At 46.7% G+C, this 25,742-nt stretch carries 12 protein-coding genes; 3 read left to right on the top strand and 9 right to left on the bottom strand.

The genetic code is table 11. The features are described from left to right. From A3860_RS31950 to A3860_RS31925, 6 genes are all read right to left on the bottom strand, one after another. Nucleotides 1-1,032: hypothetical protein (locus A3860_RS31950; RefSeq protein WP_143774367.1), on the bottom strand; the 1,032-nt coding region annotated here is incomplete at its 3' end. 78 nt (nt 1,033-1,110) lie between these two features. Further along, nucleotides 1,111-1,860, bottom strand: coding sequence for a hypothetical protein (locus tag A3860_RS31945; RefSeq protein WP_081154509.1), 750 nt, complete (start codon nt 1,858-1,860; stop codon nt 1,111-1,113). 66 nt (nt 1,861-1,926) lie between these two features. Further along, on the bottom strand, nt 1,927-9,912 hold the full coding sequence (locus tag A3860_RS31940; protein WP_081154507.1) for a PA14 domain-containing protein: 7,986 nt from the start codon (nt 9,910-9,912) through the stop codon (nt 1,927-1,929). Nucleotides 9,913-9,986: 74 nt separating this feature from the next. After that, nucleotides 9,987-11,084 (bottom strand): hypothetical protein, encoded by a 1,098-nt coding sequence (locus tag A3860_RS31935; RefSeq protein WP_081154504.1) that lies wholly within the window; start codon nt 11,082-11,084, stop codon nt 9,987-9,989. Between the two features lie 10 nt (nt 11,085-11,094). After that, nucleotides 11,095-13,545 (bottom strand): hypothetical protein, encoded by a 2,451-nt coding sequence (locus tag A3860_RS31930; protein WP_143774366.1) that lies wholly within the window; start codon nt 13,543-13,545, stop codon nt 11,095-11,097. Between the two features lie 69 nt (nt 13,546-13,614). After that, on the bottom strand, nt 13,615-15,426 hold the full coding sequence (locus A3860_RS31925) for a hypothetical protein (RefSeq protein ID WP_081154499.1): 1,812 nt from the start codon (nt 15,424-15,426) through the stop codon (nt 13,615-13,617). A 1,088-nt stretch (nt 15,427-16,514) separates the two neighbouring features. Between A3860_RS31925 and A3860_RS31920 the strand changes: the two genes are divergently transcribed. Further along, on the top strand, nt 16,515-18,434 hold the full coding sequence (locus tag A3860_RS31920; RefSeq protein ID WP_081154497.1) for an adenylate/guanylate cyclase domain-containing protein: 1,920 nt from the start codon (nt 16,515-16,517) through the stop codon (nt 18,432-18,434). Nucleotides 18,435-18,569: 135 nt separating this feature from the next. Further along, nucleotides 18,570-19,538 carry an ABC transporter ATP-binding protein gene (locus A3860_RS31915; protein ID WP_081154494.1) on the top strand — a complete coding sequence of 323 codons (969 nt, stop codon included), beginning with the start codon at nt 18,570-18,572 and terminating at the stop codon, nt 19,536-19,538. A 185-nt stretch (nt 19,539-19,723) separates the two neighbouring features. On the opposite strand, the gene A3860_RS31910 is transcribed toward A3860_RS31915, so the two are convergent. Further along, complete coding sequence (locus A3860_RS31910) at nt 19,724-20,782, bottom strand: cytochrome-c peroxidase (RefSeq protein WP_081154492.1); 1,059 nt, start codon at nt 20,780-20,782, stop codon at nt 19,724-19,726. Continuing rightward, entirely contained in the window at nt 20,779-21,504 is a 726-nt protein-coding gene (locus A3860_RS31905; RefSeq protein ID WP_143774365.1) for an MbnP family protein, read from the bottom strand. Before A3860_RS31905 ends, A3860_RS31910 begins: the two co-directional genes overlap by 4 nt. Before the next feature lie 78 nt (nt 21,505-21,582). On the opposite strand from A3860_RS31905, the gene A3860_RS31900 reads away from it, so the two are divergent. After that, entirely contained in the window at nt 21,583-24,234 is a 2,652-nt protein-coding gene (locus A3860_RS31900) for a PKD domain-containing protein (RefSeq protein WP_158085429.1), read from the top strand. A 61-nt stretch (nt 24,235-24,295) separates the two neighbouring features. Here the strand turns inward: A3860_RS31900 and A3860_RS31895 are convergent, their stop codons facing one another. Further along, nucleotides 24,296-25,732 (bottom strand): NADH-quinone oxidoreductase subunit N, encoded by a 1,437-nt coding sequence (locus tag A3860_RS31895; RefSeq protein ID WP_081154484.1) that lies wholly within the window; start codon nt 25,730-25,732, stop codon nt 24,296-24,298. Nucleotides 25,733-25,742: the final 10 nt, after the last annotated feature.

Here is a 25,742-nt window from a genome sequence, read left to right as displayed (position 1 = left end):
AATTGTATTGTTAGTGGTATTGTCCTTGGTCACAGTCTGGCGGCTGCGAAGGCCCCCATCAAAATATTGCACCACTACTTTTCTTTTGCCTTCTTCGGCAAAGCTGACGCTCGATTGCCAGTTCAGTGCCCGTTCATGACCAGTAAATACGTACTGGCCCATTACGGGAGTCGATGCATCCGAGCTCCAGATAGCTGCCAGTACAGAATTTGCCTTACCGAGCTGCACCGGACGTACTCTTATGAATAACGTACCATCGTTGTCATACATCAATGGAATGTTGTACGTGTTGCTGGTAGTGCTTACACGGGTCGCATTGTGATAAAAGATCAGGGCCGGGTCGAGGTTGCCATTGGTAGTGTACCGGCCCAGCGCCAGTGCAGAAGCATCGATATAGGTCCATTCCAAATCATATTGATCGGCGCCCCGGATGGCCGTCCAGCTTACCGGCAGTTCATCGGCCTTGGGATCTGAAGAAGGGGATACCGTAATATTTGTTACCGTGTTCGAACACGAAAAAATATATTTTGGTTTGGCCGTTAGCTGGTTTTCTATTTGCAACACAGACGATACATTCCAGCTGACACTACCCGAATCCACCGCCAGTACTTTTACCGTCACCTTTCTGCCCCCATAAAAAACAAAACTGTTACGTGCATTGTAACTATTTGCCGAATCGTAGTTGATCGTAAAATCCTTTATGATCGATGCGGTATCTGTGCCATTACTATAGGCTATCAACAGCGAAACCTTTACCGTAAAAGCGGTACGCAGATATACATTCGATGCCTCATTTATCTTAAGCGTCACCACATTCTGCACCGAATAACCGGTATCAACCCCAATGGCAGCCGCATTGAAGAAGGCAGAGTCTTCCACCGTGACCGAAGAGTCCTTGCGCACCTGGTTCTTGCTGCCATCGAGGATCGCTTTGGCTACCACACCGCCGCCGCCATCACCCGCCCGGGCAATGGCCACACTACAAATAAAGCCGATCAATAATAAAATGCGGTAAAAGGAATGGGTCTGCATCTTGTTTTTTATTTTATACCTCTCTCCAGTCTTATAATGGCTGAAAAGGTTCGATAACGGTTAAGGTCCTGGTTTGGATTACAGTTTTGGCGATGCCAAAAAGATCTGGTAATCTTTATACTTTTCCACCGGTTCATATTTCCCCTGAGCCAACCGGGTAAAATACCGGTCTTCACTAAACAATCCTTCATTGAATTGTCCTTTGCGGTAATCACTAAACACCATCTCAATGCGACCTTCCGTTTGATAAAGGCCGCCATTGCCCGGTTGCATCAACTGATCCTTCTCTACAAATCCTTCCGTATTCAATTCATACACTACTTTTTGAAAATACCCCGTAGCTTCATTGATGACCATGGTGATATTCTTATAGGTTTGTCCCGGAGGAAAACTCATTTCCAACGTAGCGATGTTATTATTACGGGTGATCTGCGTATGTATTCCTTTATAATGTGCCAGCACCGTATCAAGCGTGGCTATGGGATCGGCCATTTGCACCGACTGCGGGATAGAGAGATAGATCAACTTTTGGTCTTTCACCACCTGTATGGTGTACTTATCGTTGGTAACCGTTTCAATATCCTCGATCTGAAACCGCATGCGGTTCTTATCCATGGCCACCTCGCCCGACATGGTATCGATATAATTATCGGGCTGGCTCTTATTGGCATACCGGTACGCAATATGAAAACTCAGGAAAGACGCTGACTTATACGCCTGCTGCACGCGTTGCATTAATTGTTTTACGGCACTGGTGGTATCTGCAGCCCTGGCTGATGAATACACCAACGAACAACCTATGAGCATCACTAAGATGATCTTTCTCATATAAAGATTTTATGCTTTTATTTGAGGTCTTCCGGGCCAATAACCCGGAAGACTTATTCTCTGTAATTACTGATCTTCTTTCAACAACGCACTTCTGGATTCCTTGATCGTTTGCACGCCGCGTTCTGTTTCTTTCTTCACCCGCACCAGCGTACCATCGTCGTCGTATTCATAGAAGGTGGCATAGTTGTTCTCATCCAGTTCTGCCATCAGCCTAAGATTTACCGCATTGTATACAAACGATTTCATTTGTGCATTGAATGGATGTACGCGGATGTCATCGAAATAAGTAGTGGCCGAATCTGAGGCCTGCAGGGTCAGCGTCATTTGCGTGGCGTTGGCCGGAATATCCACCACTGATTCGTACCGCTGCCATCCTTCAACGAGGTTGCCGGAAGGACTTAACTGGATCGTAGTCACATTTCCGTTTACCATAAACCCAACCAGGATGTGATTGCGGGTATATGATTTACACTGGCAGCTGTTGTCTTCTTTCACCCATCCGCCAACGATCACCTTTTTACCTGCTATTGGTGCAAAGTTTGGCAGGATCGTACTCTTGGAGGCCAGCATGCCTTTGAGCTGGTTACCACAGGAGCCTGATTTCAGCGACGAGGTCAGTGTGGCGATCACTCCATCAGCGGCTGGTTTTATATTGGCCGTGATACTTGTGAGGCTGTCCTGATCTACTTTCAAACTATACAAACCTGAATGCGATTGTGCTTTTGTAAAATCAGCCTGATGTGACGACCAGTCAAATGACCTGGCAACCGGGCAGGCATTGTCACAGTTATTTGTTTCAAAGCCATAATCTTCAAAGCCTTCATAAGCGCCTTCCTGGAAATGGCTGTTCTGTAATACTGCTGTTGGCATCGTTAAGCCATAACCATAGATACCGGCATTATAGCGGCCAAGCGGGTCTTTATTTTCCAGCTCAAAGCCTTTGCGGTTAAACAAGGTAGTCTGGCTGTTCCATACCCAGCGGGTAGTATCGTTTGACGGCACCCATTGATTACCCTGGAAGATCCAGAATGGAGCGAAATCTTTTATAACCCCATTGGTACGGGTGTTGATAGATTGCATTGGATCAGATTCCATGCGGCGGCCATAGTAAACATAGCTGCGCAATGGGCGATAGTTACCCAATATGCCATACTGATATGGGTTTACGGTAGTATCTGTAACGGCGCTGTAACACAAGCTGCTGCTGACATCTGTACATTGCAAAGTAGAGTTATATCGCAGCACCGCTCCCATGGTATCGGGAACCGGTGGATATACCACATAGGTAACTTCCATCACCGGCCATTTTGCCTGATCGGCATATCGTTGCGAATAAATGGTTGAGTAATAATTTCCATAACCGCTTTGCACGTAACCAGGCGTTTCTTCAGACCCATCGCCATACCCAGACACATTATTATGAAAATCTTCAGACCCCTGCGCCAGTATAAATGACGTGGAGGTGTAGCTGCTATTCCGGTATCCTTCCACATATTCTTTTACATCGATGGTGTCATTCTGGAATGGCACTATCCTTTTCACCTCTCTGTGCCAGGGACTGGTGGTCAACTGATCGTGGAACGATTCAAGCGGCACGTTGGGGAACCAACCCGATGCAGAGAGCGATATACTCAGGGAATCAACCGGATTCACCGAGTTGGCATTGGGCGCATAAGTGGGCTGATGACCGCGCTGATCGGCTTGTAAAATAAGCCGGGCTGATAACACATCGGCACTGGCCGGGATCTGGCGTACATTTTTGAAGCGCATAATTGAAATGGCATTGCGCTCATAGCCGCCCAGGTTGAGATTCGTTTCCACCAACAGCCTGTCGGAAGTTGAATCAATCAGGGTAAGCGAATCTTTGAATGAGGGACAATTCTGGGTCGACAGCATACTCGCCGAAAAATCAGGCGCTATGCGAACAGTCACGGTATCGGGTTGCTGTATCACTACATTCGGGTTCTTGTAAACAACCCCTTCCGAGGTACAGGCACTGGTGGTTAAATCGTAGAATGACATACTGGAAGCTCTGCGGCGAACCAGGTTGATCTCTACATTTCCGATACGGCACGTATATATTTCGCCTTTGGGATCGGCTGATACCGGGCGGAAATACGTGTTCAGGTTATCCTTCAATATAGGACAGTTGTTAACATTAAAACCGGGCGCATCTATTTCACCAACCAACTGGCTGATGGTTTTACGTTGCCAGAATGATCTTACAAATAATTGATTGGTTGCTATCAGGTGATCAAAGAATGGTTGCATGCACGAGCAGGCTTCATTGGCAAACTCTGCACTGTCGCTGGAAGTGGGGATACAATCTGTAAGCACATCCATTTTTCTTTTATCGGCCACTTTCCAGAATTGCGCCAGCTCACTGGCTCCGGCTGTTATCACTTTCGTAGCCGTATCAAAAACCAGGTGGTATTTTCCATCGCCCCCCCGCACCAACGGGCTGCGTAACGAGGTTACAGCACCTACTGATCCATTCATATTGCGGTGGCCCGAGCGGATCACTTTTAATGTTATATCATTCCCAGAAAAAGGTGTTCCATTCTTATCTACCAGGAACAATTGTTGCGGACCGCCGTTCACGGCATTCGAATCTATTACCCATAATTTATAACTATCAGGGAAGAATGCATAGGTGCTAGTAGAGCAGCCTGTTGTACTAATAGTCTCCTTGCTGTACACCAGCAATTCATCACCGGCTGTCAGGTATAGGGTATCGAGGCCATTCGTTCCGTTGATGATCTTGCCATTCTTTACCTCCAGGTGCTCAAGGATAGCGCCGATATTCTGGTAGGCAGGGGCCACTCCTTTATACACCCAATGTGACGGGTAAGTGAAATTGTAAACAGGATCATTAAACTCGTTTTGTGTTCTCGTTAATAATGGATCTCCGGTTTCCGCATCGTACAGGATATTTTTTGTAGACACTTTGCTTCCTTTATCAATGGCTATCACACTGTCAATTATCCCATACCGGTGAATCACTTTTGTCATAGCCGCTGACCGGAACCGGGTGGTCTCTTTCTGGAACAGCGGTATAAGGGTTGGAATAATAGCCGGGAAAGAACCCACTGTGAAAAAGTCGCTGTTCACATTTATGTTAGCGCCAATGGAAACCGACGTCTGATCGCGCATATCGGCCATCAGTTCCACATCCTTCCCAATAGTGGCGGTTGTATCAACATTGCCTGAGGGATCGATGGTGGTAACCGCATTGTTCAAATGCTTCCAGGTTACAGTACCATTATCAACATGATAGAAATTCTCAGTATAAGAAACAGGGTTTTTAGGATCGTTCTCTGCATAGCTTGCTTCTGAACGCATCTTTCCATTCATATCGTTCAATTCTACTTTAAAGCCCTGTGCTATGCTGAGGTAGCTTTTGGCATCTATACGAAGGAAATTCCTGAGCAAAGGTTTATATCGTTTCTTGGTATCATTATCAATTACCGACCAATCCCAGGTAGTGGGGAAATCATAGGTTGTAAAGAACCTTGTCTCCGCATAACCATTGGCCGAGCGGGTTTTATCTGCATGAATGCTTCTTACCCGCACCTTGCTGTAACCAACTGAGGCGCCGGGGAAAAACGCTTCGCCCAACGGTTCTTCGCTATACTGCGCTGCGGTAGGCGCCATTATCGAAACCCGGTCCTGGTATTCGATCGGCAGGTGGAAAGGATTTTCCTCTGCACCGATAACCGGTTCCCAGGCAGCTACTCCACTGCTTACCAACGTTTCTTTTCCGTTTATCGTTTGTACTGTTGTGTAATCATAGTTTTGTCCATATACGGTTTCTTTTTTCTTTGTCATGGCATTCCAGTGGTCGTAGATCAGCACCGTTTTTACGCGTAATCCGCCACCTAACTTTTTACCGGTTCCACAATTCAGGCGCACATATGAACGGGCAGGAATCGTGTGAGCTGCCTGGTTCCTGAAGCGTGCCGATTTGGTATAGCCAAGTAACATATTAGAGATATCGGGCAACGAAGGCACCATCATGCGTACAGCATCCATCGGATTCAGGTCATCGCCCGGTTCCGAGCGGTAATAGGCTTTTGATGGCAGGTTTAACCGCAGGTAATTTATTGCGGCCTGTGCCAGCGGGCTCAATGAACCGCCGCCGTCACCTGCATTATTCACTCCGCCCACTTTGATCCAGATCACATTCGGGTCACTGGTAAATCCATACCAGTTACCAGCTGCCACATCAGGCTCTGCATAGCAGGGTACATATTCCGAACCGGATCCATATCCATCGTTATCGGGCATTTGCACAAATAACCGGAAATATAATTTGCTCATCCCCTCCAGGTAACGGGCATACAATTCTGCTTTTGTACTTACCGGCACCGGTATCCTTACATAAGCAAACAGATGATCGTGTGTACTTAAGTCTGCATCCACTGTATATAATCTATCATTATAAGAACCGGAGCTGGTTTGCCCAAACCCTGCCAGTTGCATCATTTGGGTGGCACGCCTGTTTTGCACGTATGCATAATCATCACTTTCATACTTCACTTTAATGCGTCCACCGGAAGGTAATTTTATTGAATCCATCGTCCATGCCGCTGCGTTATAAGCAGCCAGGGCGCTGTCCTGTAATGCATATGGATAGTCAGCATTATTCAGCGGACTGCCAGAACTTGCATCCGGGTTTTGTGCCGGATCTTTATAAGTGCCCCATTTATCGGTAGCATTGCTTATGTACCGGGGATTGTTATTATGATAATAAAACACATATGGATTCAGCTTTCCTTTATCATTGCCATTGTAAGTGAACCATATTTTTTTCAGGGTCAGTTTACCAGAGTCGTTACCCTGGTTATTGCCCCAACGATTCACCCCACGGCACAGTTCATAGCTGTATTCAAAATGAACTGTTTTTACCGGAGTTGCAGCGGATCCATGGGCTAAAAAGTCAGCCTTGGAATACAGGTCGATCTGTTTCAGGCAATAGGCTTTTCCACTGTTTGCTTTAACACCACTTTCACTGATCGTTTGCAGGTCTTCCCGGTTTTGCATGGTAAAGGTGGCCACCATGGTCTTTGATTCTATAGAATGCAAATACCACATTTCTTTTTTACCACTGATATAATGTGCTTTGTCATCGCGGTTATAGGTCTTCAACCCTTCGCTGTAGTTGGCGCTGTCGTTATAAGGGGCCCGCCACTCAAAAGGGCTGGCAATACCGGCGCTTTTGGCGTAATTGAATTTCACGGCATCGCCGATATCATCATCACTGATACCGTTGCCGGTAACATCTACATAGTCAGGCGACAGAATGCCCGTTAACAGGAACGAGTGCGCATAAGCAGGTGTTTCCTGCCGGCTGTAATAGCCTGATTTGCCACTTGAATTATGGGTACTGTTTTCATCCGAAGAAAAAGTCGTGAGGCCTGTTTGATTATTAATGCGGCTGTCGACCTTCGTTACAGAAAAGCTCACCTCCTTTTGATGAATATTATATACCGGAATGCCATATACATATCGGCGGCCATCCGGGTTTAAGACATCTATTTCAGAAATATGACTGCTTTTACGGAAATTATTTACGCGGTCTTCCCGGGTAATAACCTCATCAACAATTGCGGTATCAACAAATTTGGGAGGATACAGGTAAATTCCTGGAATAGAATCTTTATGGTCACGGTCCCAACTGTGGTTCTGCTGATCGGGTCTTCTCCAGGCAAGATCTATCAATGCATAGCCACCAAATTCTATATACTCCACGCGAAGATCGTAGAAACGGTCCTTCACCAGGTTTATCCGTTTCGTCATCCAATCAGCGCCTGAACCGGGTTTCCAGTTGTCAAATAATAGTGTATCATTCATCCACACGCGGCATCTGTCGTCCATCCGTACACCAAAATCATAGGTTCCGGTCACAGGCGCTTTCAGGCGGCCCAGCCAGCGAACCGTGAAATTATTAGCCGGAAACTTATCCGTAATACTGATATCCGGATACCCTTTTTTATGAAGCCAGTAAGGTGTCCATTTTTCCCAATCGAAATAAATAGTACTGTTTAGCTGTGTTGGATCCCAATACGGTGCTCTGAATTCGGTATTGGGATAATAATACCCGATGACCCCGGTGCCAACACCCAGCGTATCGCCAACAGAAACATCGTCACAATGACGGCTTCCGAATTTATTGATCGTATGATGATAGATGTATTTATCCAACCCCGAAACAGCAGCTTCTCCTGCTGTGAGGTAGGTGATTACCTGCGACCGTTTGTCGCGGGTATTGCGCGTAGCACTGGCAGCATTGATATCAATACTGCCCACTTTTGTTTTTCCTCTATAGCGGTTCAATGTATTGGAAGCAAGAATGGTCGGACTGTTCCTGCTGCTTTGCGACAGGGTTGGCACCACTACATCATCGCCACCAATAGCATCATAAAAAGCAGTTGTATTGATCGCTTTTTCTGAAGGATTACGGAAGTAAACCGCTTCAAAAAGTTTACTGCTGTTCTTAAAATTGATCGTATTGCCGATCACGTTTTCCGATTCCCAGGGACCGCTTTGGGTATAAGAATAGTTGTGATTCAGATCCACGCCACCATGCACCGCATCGCCTAATCCAATATCAACACTCACCGCATCGGTGGTGGTTTTACTACGCATGCGGTGATCTGCGATGAATCCTATATCACCACGATAAGGACGGAAGCTGCCACCGGTACCTTCACCCGAAATTGAAAACACATCATACGTATAAGACGGTACAGCGATATGCGGAATAGCCGGTTTCTCGCGGTAAACCATTTCTTTCTCCCGGTTAAAGTCTGTTACGGCATCCCGGTTACCGACCATGTTCTGGTAATTGAGGTAACCAAAAACAGGGATCGAAACAGACGTATCAGCAGGCGCTATGTATTCCTGTCCCCAATACCCGCTTATATATGCAGAAGGATGAATTCCTTTTTCTTCAAAACCCACCTTTACCGTTACACTGGTATTGGAATTGGTCATGGGCATGGTGATACTGGGCGAATAGGTGGGCCAGGCAAAGGTGAGCCCCCCATCAAAACGCCCGCCTATCCCCATAATCTTTGGCGTTACATTGGCGCCTAACTGAATAGCCTGAAGTCCGGTGCGGGAATTATACGTAGCAGACAGCGAAACCCCGGCTCCGGCAGTGATGTATTCATTCTTGGTATGCAAAGAATATTGATACGACAAACTGGGTCTTATAGAAATCCCCTCCTGTGTATTATTTGTCAAAGAGAGGCCGCCGCTCAGATTGCCGAAAGATTTTGATCCGGCATTTATAGAGGCATTCAATGAACGTTCAAAACCCCAGCCTTTATAGGTGTTGTGAAATATGCCATAGCTGGCGCCAATAGATACACCGACTGAACCAGCTACTGTAGAATCCCCACCGCCAGTACTCTGTAATGTGGAACCATCGGAGCCTTTTACTGCTGACAACCCGAACAATTCTACATCCGCGCCCAATGTTACCCCCCAGTTCTTATTGGGTTTTATAGAGGATACTTTCTTCATGGTATCGGTACCGCCATTAAAATCATCGGGCACCCCACGCATATTACGGGTGATGGATCCCGGATTGATATTCCACCCCAGCCCTACCCAGCTGGCTTCCTCATCCATAGTGATACCGCTGTGGTAAGCAATATTCACCGGATAACCGCCCACATCGAGCAAAGGAATGTTGTAACTGAAGTCGCCGCTGAACAGGTCAACCATGTTGTTGGCATTAACCGAAGAAAACGACTGGCTCTCCGGTTGCGAAGGCCCCCCAATGAATGGGCGGTTAGCCTCCCCAACTTTGTCCAATCTGATTTCGGGGCGGTAACTATTATCGCCGCGTTGCGATTGCCGGGAAGGCAACCAGGCATTATTGTGGCCCGCTCCAAACAACAACGATGGGTAATGAGTATCCCGTTTATACGGATAATACCTTCGGCCTATCCGTTCTGCAATAGTTAACTGAACAAACGAAATGCTCAACAGGAACAAGGCTATTTGTTTCTGATACCTTAAAGCTAAACTCAATATCATAGTACTGGGGGTATATTAAGTGGTGGTACTGTTTTTATTCAAATCCTTTATATCAACATGCACGTTCCGTGCAATTATTTCGTCATGGTGAACTTTACGCTCCAGCTTTCATTACGGCTGCTGGTGAACCGGAACAGGTATACTTTATTCTCCACTATTTTTTTATTCTTCTTCAGTGGTACCTGCAACTGGTTTTGCCCGTATTTCACCGCCAGCTCACCTTCCTGCACCACGGGGTTGCCCGCTTCCTCTATGCTGGTAATGGTATATTTCACGGTTGAATCGGCAGCTGCATTATCGTAAGTGATGCGCAGCACGCTTCCAGCCGTGGCAATAACGGCATCCTGCGTACGCTTCACTTCTACATACGGCACTTCTTTTACCGGTTCGAAGCCAGGTTTAACTTTTGACACTTTAAATGTCCAGATATCGCTCAGCGCCACCGCTTTTCCACTGTTCATGGCCACTACCCGCCAGGCGTACACTTTGCCGGTATCGAGCGACCGGGTTGAAGCCGGATAATTCCAGAAAAGGTCTTTCGTATATACGGTTGCGTTCAGGGGTATATTCTGTTGAATGGCATCGGCTTTACCCTGGCCGGGCAATACCTCAACCACTACAATTGCATAACCCAGGTCATTGAATAAACCTAAGGGAGTTGGTGGCAGCCAGGTGAACTGCGGATAAGGCGTTAGCAGTTTATCTTCATTGGCGGGCGTATTCAACAATGGCGGGCTTAAGGGATCTACATTAACGGGAATGCAATTTTCCACGAACGTAACTCCTTTTTCAGCGCTCACTACCGAATAACAGGCCTGGTACCGGCCTGCGGGTAACATGCCGTTCGGGTCCATATCAACGCGCGCTGCCGGAATGCTATAGGTGTATTGAACAGGCGAAACATCGCGGGCCTGTAATTGCCGGGCGCCCTTGCTCAAGGAAAGCGGGGCCGACACGGCAGTGATCACCGGCTGGTTGGTTTGCACATCGAGCAACACCAGATTTACTTTTACCAGTGCATTGGAGTTACTGGCGTTTACCAGCACCAGGTTCCATAACTGATTTTTTAGCAATACGCCAGCGGGTGGCACTTGCAGCGTCATGCTAACCTGTGCATGAGCCGTGAGCACACCAGACAGCAGTAAACAAAACAGCATCCATTTCCTGTTCATAATATCCTGTTCAAAAAGTTTTAAAATAAGTTGCCCTGCCCGTATTGTTTGGCACGAGCTGTTTATTCATTCCAGGGATAAATCCCTTTTCGGCTGAAAATTGTATTTGTCCAAACTTCGGGATCTGCACCATTGTTTCCGCAGAATACCCCAGTTGCTCTATATTGAAAACCGTTTGCCGGTTGTATTTAAGCCCACCCCCTATCATCAGGTATTTGTTGAGGTTGTACAACGCCTTTCCTTCAAGTGTGTACAGCTTGTAATCCTGGTTGAAAGCCCCGGATGCATTGCCCTGCAGCGTAAACTGTTGCCAGAATACGGTATGGCTCAGCAACAGGTTCTTTGTATTGAAATAAACAAAACCCGAATCGGTTGACCGGTTGTAAAACTGGGTATACACCAGTGCTGAATTCATCATCAGGTTACTCACCCTGTACGAATGGGTAACGTTACCAGTCAGGGTATAAAAGAGGTTTTCCTGATATTGCCCATCGCCCAGTTTGGTGATCTGGCTGCTGGGAAAATATCCCACCGAAATAACCGGCCATCTATTGCGGCGCCAGGTGGCCTGCACACTTTTAAAAACGGTAGTGCTTTTATATTGGCTGCCAATAAGCGGATTACTGAAATCGTTGGTATTGGCGCCCAACGCCAGGGTCAGCTGCCGTTTAAAGAACAATTGCTGTATGTTGGCGCTCCAGGCGGTTTGGGCCGAGCCATCGGTAAACGTGCTGAACGATTGAAAATTAGCACCCAGCCGTTTCAACGTACCACGCACAGTGGTTTGTGTTTTTGGGAAGAACCCATCCGCTTTCAACGAGTACGCCTCATTATGGCGATTGCTCATTTCGAGCATCTGGGAAGGCAGACTGCTTTTGCCCGTTGAATCCTTCGCATAGGCCGGGTATGATGATTTGGCCACCTCAGCCGTCAGTATAATGTTTTTGGTAAGCCGGTATGTTCCTTCAATGGTAAAACCCATTAGGCCCGAAGACGGCGTTTGTGTTTGCACCTGTTGTGTGTCGACCGTAGCGGCATTGTATAGTTGCCGGCGGCCGCCGAACCAGGTGAATATAATATTGTTCCCGTCTTTCAATCCCCTTCCATAGCGCAATACAGTAAGATACTGCCCCGATTGCTTTGGCCCTTTTACAATAAAATCGCGGAAGCGGTAATCTACACTGCCCGTAGCGGCTGCATAATACGCGTCGGGATTGTATTCGGCCTGGAACCCGTTCACCGAAATATTTTTGGCCGACAGCTCGGAATAATTCACCACCGTTCTGCCAATACCGAATGAACGGATGGCCATTAAGGTTTTATACCCTTTTGGCAAGATGGAATCACCAATATGGTTTTCTTCCATGATCTGCTTCAGCCGGGCCGGGCTCTTTGCGCTTTCTATATCATTGCACACTTTGTCAACGGACTGTCTTGACCGCTGATTGGCAGTTTTCACCATTTGTTGCAATACAACTATCCGGTTACGCAGCGAATCGGCCTGCGCTTTCTTCTCTGTATATTGTTTATAGATGGAACTGGAATCCAGGTTCAGGCGGGCGATCAATGAATCTTTTATTTCACTTTTCTGCGGGGCCTGCATTCTGAAACTGGTGTCCAGACCTGCCTTTATAGAATCACGCATGGCCCGTTCTCTTTCTTCCACCATCTTTTGTATCAGTGCGGGATTTTTGATCCAGCCATCCAGCAACTTTAATTTCTTTATAGTCAGGCCCAGTTCATTCTTCAAACTATCGGGGGCAGTGGGTGAAGGCAATGAAGCCAGGAATTTCTCCCGCACCTGCGTTTTGATCTTTTGGGTGAACTGGGTATTATTATAGTTCATGTTGAGATCAGAAAAATTGCGGAACAGCTTTGAATTGCTGAACCGGTTGGTCAGGTACAGGCGCATGGGATATTTTCCCTTTACAGTAATATCCAGATAGGTTTGCACCGTATGCTGATAAACATTCTGCTCATTATAGGGCGTATCGATATTCGAATAATAATTTACGTTGTACATAATGTTGCCATGCACCTGTAGGAAGGGTATGCGCTTTGGCATCTCCGGCTCTTTTGGATTCACCGGTTCCTTTACAACCGGAACATAGATGTACGCATAGATGGGAATCCGTACCGTGCTTTTACAACCACGATGTTCGATGAACCAGGTAGTTGGCTCATCATCTTCCGGCTCAGTGACGGCATCCGTTGTCGGGGCCATTTTAGGCGCCGCCGTATCAACCGCAGAAGCCACTTCACCTGTTTTTGACTTAAGAGGTGAATTTTGTAATAACCTGTTGGTTGATGTACTAACGGAGTCTTTCACCTCGTTTAATTTATTCTTCGCAGATGACAAAAGTGATCTGGTAAACCTGCTGCCATCAGGTTTATTGATCTGGCAATAAGTTGTTACCCAATTGCCAAGTAATAGCAATATGATCCCTATCCACTTTTGCAAACGAAAAGTTTATTTAGTTTTACGATGTAATACAATATGTCATTGTTGCCGTCAGCAAAAAGGCATCACTTATTTAATCACCCGCACTTTATAAGTATCAGATGCAATTGTTACGGCGCTATTGCTGGCATTGTATGCCCGCAAGGTTACCGTGTTGGCTGTTGCCGCATATCCTGTAATAACTATAGAAGGGGGGTTTACTGATCCTGAATTTGCGCTTACGTTTACTACATCACCTGACTGAACTCCTGTAACCGTTAAAGTGACGGTTACAGCACTAAAGGCGCTTAATGATATTCCGCCGAAATCGGTAGTGATCTGTCCTTTCAATGTTTTTGACAATGCATACCGGCTTGAACCTGTAGTGAGGTATAGTTCGCTGCCATCATATTCAACAGTGCCATCTTCGGGTGTGGCCAGTACTGCACCGGCAGTTAATTTAACCGGGGCTGATCCGGCGCTTCCATCACTGGCAGCAATGTGCATTTTAGCCGACATAGCAGTAATACCGCCAACCCCCAAATTACCAGCAGTTGTTTGTGAGCCGTTCACCTGCAACCGGGCGCCATTATCTGTAGATGAATTGGTAACGCCAACAACTGTATTTTGGTCGGCTCTTCCTAAAATAACCAGGTTGCTAAGATCACAAGTTATTCCCTGCCCGATAACCGTAGCATTGGATGTGTTAGAAGTATACGAACCAGTGCCCAACAAAATATTATTTGAACCTCCGTAAATATTCGAATTAGCTCCAATTCCGATATTGTTATCACCAGCGGGGGCATCAAGATTTGCAAAAAATCCCATAAAAATATTATTAACACCGAATGTCCGGTTATTCGCACAACCATAACCAATCGCAACGTTCTGACTGCTACTTGTTTTACTTATACGGGACGCCAATGCAGAAGCGCCAATAGCAACATTATAATTTCCGGTTGTGTTATATAGCATAGGATTATCCCCAATAGCAACATTATAATTGCCAGTAACATTAAATTTTAAAGGATTAACGCCAATGCCGACGTTTCTATTTCCAATAGTATTCATGGCTAATGCATCTGTTCCTAATGCTATATTCCCAATACCTGTTGTATTGGATAACATCGCAGGACCGCCACCGCCCACGGCCATGTTATAACTGCCGGTTGTATTTGAGTAAAGGGTTCTTATTCCAGCTGCGAAATTGTATGCGCCAGTTGTATTATTTGCCAATGCTTCTTTTCCTATGGCAATGTTGGCATTTGAAGGGCTCGTACTATTGGCTCCGGCGCCTTTACCGAAAAATATACTGGTTGTATCAACCCGTACATCCATTAAAGAAGCACCTGTATTGTCCTGGACCTGAACAATAGGAGTGGTAATAGCCGGGGATGCAGGCAATTTAATGGCAAGCTGGGTAACGTCCTGAGTGCCATAAATTGTTTCCCTTCCGGTTACCTGCAATTTTGCGCCATTATCATTTACATCGCCAATTAAAAAATTTCCTGTACTACCTAACACTCTTGCCCGCTCTGTATTATTTGTTTTAAAAACAAGGCTTGCTCCATTTGTTGTACCAAGGAAATTTACGCCGTCATTTATATTGGAGTTCCCATTGGTTAACCAGGCCACTCCGGGTGGCAGCGCCTTGATTGTATCACAACCTACTAAATAGGTAGTATCATTTATTTTCACTGCAGCACGTCTAAACTCCGTGCGCCCTTTCCCTTTGTTAAATAAAAAACCACAAACGTCCTGTGTATGATTCTCTATAATCAATTCAGCAGTATCACAATTATTAGTGATCTTCACACTATCGGCCTTGATGGTATATACGTATTGGGCAGAGATTGACTGGCCTGTACCGATAAGTACAAGCAAAAAAAGGAACCTATTCATAAAACAATATGTTTTACAATTAATTAATTCCCCCAAATAAGAGGGCAAAGCAATAAATAGCCAAATAGCGATGATGCTAAGTCAGCACAGCAGATTGCTTCAATAAATAATAATGGTAATTAGATTGACCGGGAAAAAGGGGTAATAGATTACGTTTCCATGTTACAAATCATAAACAGGGTTTTGGTTGGGTTTCAAAAATTTCAATCGTGTCGTTGCTATCGGAGAGGTGCTATATGATGCAAATATACTATCCCAAATCTTTGATGAACAAATTCCCTGTTAGTTTTTAGTTACCAAGTTAGACACAATTGCACACAGGTAATTAACATTCATCCTGAGATAAAGATAATCACCAACCTTTACAATCGCCTAATAAATAAATAGACGTGTAGTTTTGAGGAATAATCGTGCAGTTTTTGCCGATAAACGTGTAAAACAAAAACTTAAGACATACTATAAAACCAACCGCCGGCGGCAAGGCACAATGTAAAACCTGCCGCCTGCAACCAGAAAAAATAAAAGGCCCCGTCGCCGGCTACGCCGTGACGGGGCTTCCCGTTTAGCCGTCCCGGTTAAACCGCGACTTCAATGCATTCATGGCTATTTTATGTAATAAAGGATACAGGTTGTAATGGCAGGGTTGCATAAAACCCTAACGCCCTCTGGTTATTAATATTTTTATTTGATCAATGTGCGAACAGACTGATATTCCAGCCTGCTAATGAAATACAGATAAAACCAATCGTTAAAAGCAACAACACGCAGGCTATTACAATTAAAGAGACAACCCGCGTCAATGTTCGCTCATTAATCGGTTGCTTATCTGTGTTATTGCCGAACATATCCCTGATCATTGCTGATGGTTTATTTAACAATTGCCCCATCATTCCAAGAACTATACCAGTGATGATTATGTGAATAAATATCGAGTAGTAAGTCGTGAATGGTGAATGGGTTAGTTACCAGTTTCAGGTTGCCAGGCTCTTATTGCGAAACGCCTGCCTATAATCAGCCTGCCATTAATTTAAGCCCTGGTAACTGGCATCTGGTAACCGGTAACCAGAATTACTTAAATTGCAGGTGTTATGCGACAACTTGCAGCTATTTTATTTGCCGATATGACGGGGTATACCGCCCTGATGCAGGAAAATGAGCAACTGGCCCGTACCAAGCGCCAGCGGCTCAAAGATGTGCTGGAAGAAACAATCGCCCGGTTCCATGGTAAAATTTTGCAATATTATGGCGACGGGTCGTTGAGCATTTTCAACAGCGCAATCGATAGCGTTCACGCTGCTATAGAAATTCAGCAACAATTATTGCAACACCCCCGGGTCGATCTGCGCATCGGCATCCACACCGGTGATGTAACCATCGAAGAAGCATCTATTTACGGCGATGGGGTCAATTTGGCTTCACGTATTGAATCGCTGGCTGTGCCGGGCGGCGTTTTTGTTTCTGAAAAAGTATACGACGAGATCCGCAACCAGCAACATATTCAAACCCGCGAAATGGGTTATTTCGAGCTAAAAAACATTAAACAACCCATCAGGGTGTTTGCCATTGCCAACAACGGTATTGTGGTGCCCGGCCGTCATGAAGTGCGGGGCAAAACCGCAGCGCCGGTAAACCGCCTGGCCGTGCTGCCATTTGTGAATATGAGCGCCGATCCTGAGAATGAATATTTCAGCGATGGCATTACCGAAGAGCTGCTGAATACACTCACCCGCGTAGATGGGCTGCAGGTAACTTCGCGCACTTCGGCCTTTGCCTTTAAAGGAAAGAACGACGACATTCGCGACATTGCCATTCAATTGAACGTTGACAAAATCCTGGAAGGCAGCGTACGCAAGGCGGGCAACCGCGTTCGCATCACCGCCCAGCTCATCAATGCCGCCGATGGCTTTCATATCTGGAGCGAGACCTACGATCGCAAGCTCGATGATATTTTTGAAGTACAGGATGAGATCAGTGGCATCATCGCCAATAAATTAAAAGAGAACCTTTCTGCGCCGCAAAAAACGGTTCCAGCCATAAAATCAAGCGTAAAAAATATTACGGCCTATACCCATTATCTGAAGGGCTTGCATTTCAGGAATAAATTAACACCGGCCGATCTGCGTAAAGCCATCGAATGCTTCAAAGAGGCCATTTCCCTTGAACCCGGCTATGCACAGGCTTACGCCATGGTGGCCATGGTATACTCCTATCTTGGATCCATGGGGCAAATGATACCCCACACGGCGTTTGAGATCGCGCACCAGTACGCTGATAAAGCCCTGGAGCTCGACAACACGGTTTCAGAAGCGCTTATTGCCAAGGCAATGCCCTGCATATTATATGACTGGAAATGGCAGGAAGCGCACGATATGCTGCAAAAAGCCATTCAACTGAACCCAACCAGTGCCGAAGGGTATGACCTGCTTGGTTTTTATTATATCGCCACCAATCAGAAAGCGCAAGCGGTGAAAACGCTGGAAGATGCGGAGCAAATAGACCCGCTTTCTACCACCATCATCAAATCGCTGGGCATGATGTATGTTTTTTCAGAACGGTTCGATGATGCCATTCGCCAGGCAGAAAAGCTGCTGGAGATGAATCCGGAGATGCGGAGTGGTATTGAACTGAAGGCCTGGGCCACGGGTATGAAAGGCGACTGGCAATCGGCGCTGACGCTGTTTGAAGAAGTGCAACGGCTCACCAATCACCCATTGAAAGGTTTGATGGGCTTAGGCCACGCTTATGGCCGGCTGGGTATGATCGATAAAGCCATGGATTGCATTCACCGGCTGGAACAACGCCAGCAGGAAGAACCCGATGTGGTCATCGATGGCGACCTGGCAGCTGTGTGGCTGGGCATTGAGGACCTCGATAAAACGTTCTATTACCTGAATCAATGCGTTGATAAAAGAATGGGCCCCGTTGCCTGCTTTATGGAATATCCCCCGTACAAAAAAATAAAACAAGACCCGAGGTTTGAGGCGTTGAAGACGCGGATGGGAATTTAGACAGTTTAAAGTTTGCAGTTCATTTTTCTCTGCCATTCACAATTGCCCCGTTCGAACGGATCACCGGGCCGGGCATTCACCATAGACGACTTTCCCTTGCCCATTCCCCCCCATTGATTTACTTTTGGGCCCATTATGGCGTTATTAAAGGTTTCAGCGGTCAGTAAACAGCAGGGTACCCAAACTGTTTTACAGGAAATATCGTTCACGCAAAAGAAGTTTCAAAAGCTGGCCATCGTGGGTGAATCGGGCTCGGGCAAAAGCACGCTGCTTAAAATTATTGGCGGATTGGTTCAACACGATGGCGGCGACGTTTTGTTTGAAGGTAAACACGTGGAAGGCCCCAATGAGCGATTGATCCCCGGCCATCCCCAAATGGCGTATTTGTCGCAACACTTCGAGCTGCGCAATAATTACCGGGTAGAAGAGATCCTGGAATATGCCAATACCCTGCCTGAAAGTGAAGCACAAACTCTGTACGAGATCTGCCACATAAAACATTTACTGAAACGTAAGACCGACCAGGTTTCGGGTGGTGAAAAACAACGCATCGCCATGGCGCGGTTGCTGATAGGCGCACCCAAACTTTTTTTACTGGACGAACCTTTCTCGAACCTCGATATTCTGCACCGGAATACCCTGCGCGCAGTTATAAAAGCCATGGGCGAAAAACTGGGTATTACCTGTTTGCTGGTGTCACACGACCCGGCCGATGCCCTCAGCTGGGCCGATGAAATAATTGTAATGAAGAGCGGACAAATAATTCAACAGGCCACGCCTGAAAAGATCTACCGGCAACCGGTTAACGAATATGCGGCGGGGTTATTCGGCAAATACAACGCCCTAACCAAGAAAGAAGCGGCGCAGTTTGGTGAAATACCTTCAGGGTATGGAAACGGTAAGCAACTATTCCTCAGACCTGAAGCCTTTGCTTTAACAGCCCGGAAAAGCAAGACATCCGTTACAGGAAAGGTAACAGAGATAGCATATCTGGGTAGCAGTTATGAAATAGAGGTAGCGCTGGAAGATAAAATGGTTACGGTGAGAACCGAAGGAAATTCTGTTAGCAAAGGCGATACAGTGTATGTGACGTTTAAGAAATAAACAAACAATTTTTTACGCAAAAAATCAAGTTTCATCCCCCTTCTGCTTCCAACCTCAACTATATGCCGGGCAAAAGGGCAAATATATAGTTTGCCGGTTCATCGATACATTGTCCCTATTGGTCGATTCCCGCCCATTCTACGCCCGCCGTACCAAACACTTCCCGTCAAATAGGCGTATCATGCTCAATGCAGGTGCTGAAAAGGAACCGATTCCAGCTTTCCTTCCGGCGCCAGCATGGAGTTCTTTAAAAAAATGGTATCAGTCAATGTATTCAGAAAGGCGGTCAATTGCCCTATCTCGTAATTCGACAGAGGCATCCGGCGCAGCAGCAACGTATCGGTGGTTGCAGCAACCACCATATCGCGGCGATAATGGTCAAACACATTCATGAGGGAGAAAAACCGCCCATCGTGTCCATACGGAAAGGTGACGGCCACATTACGCAATGAAGGCACTTTAAACTTCAGCGAATCTTTGTGGTCTCCTGTACTATTCATACGGCCATAATCATTGAGGGTATTATCGACCGGCAAGCCGGTATTGCGGTACGACCCATCCGTAAAAAACGGCTCTTTGTGACAGGTACTGCATTTCTGCTTAAAGATGTTGTACCCCAGTTGCTCAGGCAAGGCGAATGAATCTTCCCCGCGCATCACCCGGTCGTATTTACTGTTGCTGCTCACCAGCATCAGCATGTACTGGCTCAGGGCTTTGGTCATGCGTTGCGTATTGATGAGCGGGCTCCCAAATGCGGCGGTAAACAGTTTAGGATAGCTGGCATCCTGTTGCAGCTTGCGAATGACGCCGCCCAGCGTTTCCCCCATTTCATTGGCTGCCGTAAGCGGCATCAATGGTTGCAGATCGAGATGTGGAATGCCGCCATCCCACATAAAATTGCTTTGCCAGGCCAGGTTTTGTAAGGCCGGTGCATTGCGGGTGGTAAGGGAACTGTTGACGCCATGACTGAGATTATGCTCGTAGGTTGAAAAGGCTGCGAATTGCTGGTGACAGCTGCCGCAGGAAACGGTTGAATCGACACTCAGCCGAAGATCATAAAATAATTTCCGGCCCAGCAAAAAGCCTTCCTGCGTAAGCGGGTTCTTCGCGAAATCGTATTTGGGTTTTGGCCAGTTGCGGGGCACAATAAATTTCAACGGCGTGGGTGGTTTGTAGCCTTCGACCCAGGCAAGCGCCGCCAGCAGCAGCAACAACATGCATGATATGATCCGGACTTTCTTCATTGGGCTACGGTGAACATGGTTGAATAATTGTCGGCCAGTTGCATGGCCAGTTTACCGGGCTGATGACAAAGTGGTGATTGGGCAATGGTAATAGTATGCTTTGCATTGAACCATTTCAACAGATCGGCATCGATGACTATAACAGGATCAGCAGCCTTTATTATATCAGTGGGTATAGTGAGCTGAATTTTGCGACTGGCATTGTACGGTGATCTGAAACCACCAACATCCCAGTTAACGGAATGAGCGGGTGCATGTGACGAATCGCTTTTGCCTTCCATCCTGGCAAAAATGTAACCGCTGTTCCAGGTCCAGAAGAGTCCGTTGAGCGGGTCCAACGCGCCGGTTTGCACACCGCTTACATTCAGCAGGCTGTCGACCCCGATCACAAACGAAAGGGTTTGAGGCGAAGTAATACCGGTTGTGAACACCAGTGTTTTTGATGAACTATCGGCTTCATTGATCAGAAATGTTTTTGAGGATAGCTCTTTTTCATTAATGCTTAGATGTGAGATATAATATTTGAACCGGGTAATGGTGATCGGTTCTCCAAACGGGTTAGTATATGTTTCATTGAACAGTTGCATTTCGCGGGCACCTATTTTATGGCGGAACCGGATAGTTACCCTGCGTGTCGGATGCATAATAAAACCAGCCACAGGCAATAAAGCCAGGCTCATCAATAACCAGAAAAGGAATAAATTTTTGTTGATCGTATCCATTGTTTTTTCAGCATGATCAATAACCAAAAGATAATTACAACGCAATATTATACCAAAAAGTGAATGCATAGATTTTTTATGAGAATCAAATCGGTACAAACCCTTAGAAAACCCTTACAGCTACTGCTTTTGTCGTTAATTGTATTATTGTGTGCGCAACCCGTTGTGGCCATGCACGTAAAAGGCGGTTATATTGAATACAAATACAATGGCGTGGGTGCTACGTCCGGCACTTCCAATTATACCATTACCGTTACTGTGTTTTTTAGTTGCACCACAAATGGTCCAAAGAACTCTGTGTACCTCGGTATTTATAATGCAGGCACCAATGCGTTGGTCACCAGTAAATCGATCAGTTATTCTACAATAAATACCATCAGCAAAACAACCTATAGTCCATGCATGAGCAATCCGCCCAGCATTTGCTATGAATTGCGCACGTTTGTTTATACAGTTGACCTTCCTGATATTTCAGCAGGCTATATTCTTGCGGTGCAGGATGCCTTGCGGGTGAGCGGCATCATCAACATCAGCAACTCGGGCAGCTCGGGCATTACGATCACCGGCATGATCCCCGGCACCATCAACAGCGTGGATTATCACAAAAACAGCAGCCCTAATTTCCTGTTCCTCGATACGGCCATCGTTTGCTATAATGGCACGTTCAGTTATCCTTTCAAAGCAACGGATGCTGATGGCGATTCGCTCTCGTACAGTTTTGGTCCCGGATTAAACGTTACCAACCCGAGTGGACAAACCTCTTCCAGTGCTCCGGGTAGTCCACCGTATCCTGAGTTAACTTATAACGCTGGTTACAGCGGCACCTCGCCATTGGGCAGTTCGGTCACCATTGATGCGGCAACCGGTTTATTATCGGGTACAGCGCCTTCCACTACAGGAGAATATGTGGTGGCCGTGTATGTGAAAGAATGGCGGAATGGCGTGCTGATGGATTCCATAAAAAAAGAATTACAGATCTACGTATACAACTGTACGTTGTCGGCCGCCAGTTTAAAAACAAGCTATATCAATTGTAACGATTATACATTTACTTTTCAGAACGAATCCACCGCCTCCAATATCACTTCGTACTCCTGGGATTTTGGTGTACCGGGTATCACCACGGATGTTTCTACGTCTGCTACACCTACCTACACCTACCCTGCCGCCGGCACTTACACTGTTAAGCTGAAAGTAAGCAATGCCGGGGGCTGTATAGATTCAGCCACCTCCACTGTGAAAGTGTATCCCGGCTTTACGCCCGCGTTCAACTTCTCGGGCAGCTGTTATCAATCGCCCTTTCAGTTCACCGATGCTACCAGCGCCTCTTATGGCAGTGTAAACAGCTGGAGCTGGAGTTTTGGCGACAATAGTACAGCTGCCACGCAAAATCCGTCGTATACGTATTCCAGCCCCGGTACGTACACTGTTTCCCTCACTGTAAGCAGCAGTGTTGGTTGCAGTGGAAGCATCAGCAAACCGGTTACCGCCAACGACAAACCCAACCTGGTGTTGCCATTTACCGATACGCTGATCTGCACCATCGATACCTTACCGCTTATAGCCAACGTAACAGGCAGCGGCATTACGTATAGCTGGTCGCCCAATTACAATATCCTATACGACAAAACCGCCAATCCGCTGGTATGGCCAAAGGACACGACCGTATACACTGTTACAGTTACACAAAATGCCTGCGTAACCTCCCGTTCCATAACCGTGAACACCCTTGATTTTATTACGGTAAGCTTACCCGCCGATACAACAGTTTGTAAAACCGACAGCTTTACACTAAACCCGGTGAGCTACGCCCTGCAATATGTTTGGTCACCTGCTACCGGGCTCAGCAGCACAACGGTGAAAAACCCGAATGCCTATGCCGATAACGATATTACCTATCATGTGACGGCCAATTTGGGCAAATGCCAGGACCAGGCTTCCATGAAAGTGAAAGTGGTACCCTATCCGCAGGTATATGCCGGATCCGATACTACCATTTGTTATGGCAGTCAGGCCTCGCTCAATGCCACTATGGTTGCCGCCTATTTCACCTGGTCGCCGGTAAGTACGCTCACCGGTTCCAACACGTTGACGCCGGTTGCACACCCCACTACCAGCACCTCGTATACCATTACGGTGACCGACACCCTCGGTTGTCCCAAACCGGTTACTGATACGGTCGTTGTTTTTGTTACGCCAAAGATCGTTGTGTATGCAGGCAATGATACGGCTGTAGTTGTTGGGCAGCCATTGCAAATAAATGCCACAGCCAATGACAGCATTACTTTTACCTACAACTGGAGCCCCACTAACTGGCTGAGCGACCCAACTATCAACAACCCGGTAGCGACATTTCCGTCGAGCGTTGATTCCATAACCTATACCCTTACTGCCACCACCGCAGCAGGTTGCTATGGTACAGATGCCTTTACCGTAAAAGTGTATAAAACCAATGCAGATATCTTTATGCCGAACGCTTTCTCGCCCAATGGCGATGGAAAGAATGATGTGTTTAAACCGGTACTGGTTGGTATTTCAAAACTGAGCATATTTTCCATCTACAACCGCTGGGGCCAGCTGGTGTACACCACGTCGCAAAATAATAAAGGCTGGGATGGAACCATTCATGGAACCAGGCAGGACACCGGCACCTATGTGTATATGGTATCGGGCATAGATTACCAGGGGAAAGTAATAACAAAGAAGGGAGCTTTTACTTTAGTTCGTTAGTTTTTGAGTTTGTAAGTTTTGAGTTAGCTAGCTATTAAGTTAAAACTTACAAACTTATTCTTTAATGTATAAGTAAAAACTCACGCACGTTTTCAACAATAAAGCTGGGATACACGCCTAAATATCCCAACAAAACCATCAGCACTACCAGCGAGGCGGTGGTGGCAAAGTAAAAGAATGGATGCAGTGTTCTTTCTTTTAATGGGGTTATTGGCGGCGCTGCAAACAGCGTACTGATTATACGCAGGTAATAAAACAGGCCCATCACACTGGTAAGCACCAGCACAACGGCCAGCAACCACATATGCTGTTGCACCCCGGCAGTGAGAATAAAGAATTTGGCAGGAAAGCCAGCCGTTAAGGGAATGCCGGCCAGTGAAAATAAAGCCACGGTAAAGATGGCAGCCATTAATGGACTGCGCCAGAATAATCCGCGATAGCCACTTAGCTCATCGGCATCGCGGCGGCGGGTCGATAACAGGGTTATAATGCCAAATGCCGCTAACAGGGTAATGGAATAGGCCAGCAGGTAAAAAACACCGGCGCCTACACCGGCATTGCCCGACAAAAACGCCACCAGCAAATAGCCAAAATGTGCAATGGAGGAATACGCCAGCAGGCGTTTGACATTCTGTTGCATCAGGGCCAGTACATTACCAACGATCATACAGGCAATGGCAATAACAGTAAAGATGGTAACAGCCAGGGTATTTTGCTGCAGGTGAATGGCCAGCGCAAAACGTACCAGCACGGCAAACACCCCGATCTTTGAAACGGTGGCTATAAATGCCGTTACGGGAGCCGGCGCGCCCTGGTAAACATCTGCTGCCCATAAATGGAAAGGCACCAGCGCCAGCTTGAACCCGATCGCCACTACTATTAAACCCAGCCCCATAATAAACAATACAGAGGCGCCGCCAGCATCAAGCGCCTTTGCAATGGCCGTGAATTCCATACTGCCCGTTTCCATATATATCAATGCCATGCCGAACAACAGGAAGGCAGACGACAAAGCCGCCAGCACCAGGTATTTTACGCCGGCTTCCACCGCATTGTTGCGGTTGCGCAGGTAAGCGATCAATGCATACAGGCTTACGCTCAGCAATTCCAACCCAATGAAAAACGAAACAAAATGCCGGCTGATCGTCAGGATAGCAGAACCCAATGTGGCCAGGAACAGCAGGATATAATATTCTTTGGGGTTCTCTTCCCGTTCTTCAAAATAAATATAGGAAAGCAGTCCAACCACGAGTACTGAAAATATTATGAGCCCGGTGAACAGGGCGGCCATACCATCAACCACGAGCAAAGGCGGTATTTCGCGTGGCAGGGTATCGCGCACAAACCACATGGCCAGCACCACCCCACACATCATAACGAAGCCGGTTACCTGTATTACGGTATGACTTGCCCGGAATGCAATGAGCAGGATCACCACGACCGCAGCCATGGCGAGTACCATGAATGGAAGGAGCGCGAGAAATTGTAAATAAGTCATAAGATGAATG

Source organism: Niastella vici, assembly GCF_002077945.1.
In the GTDB taxonomy this organism is placed as follows: Bacteria; Bacteroidota; Bacteroidia; order Chitinophagales; family Chitinophagaceae; genus Niastella; species Niastella vici.
The sequence above is the reverse complement of the archived record's forward strand: the minus strand, read 5'-3'. Positions and strand labels throughout refer to the sequence as shown.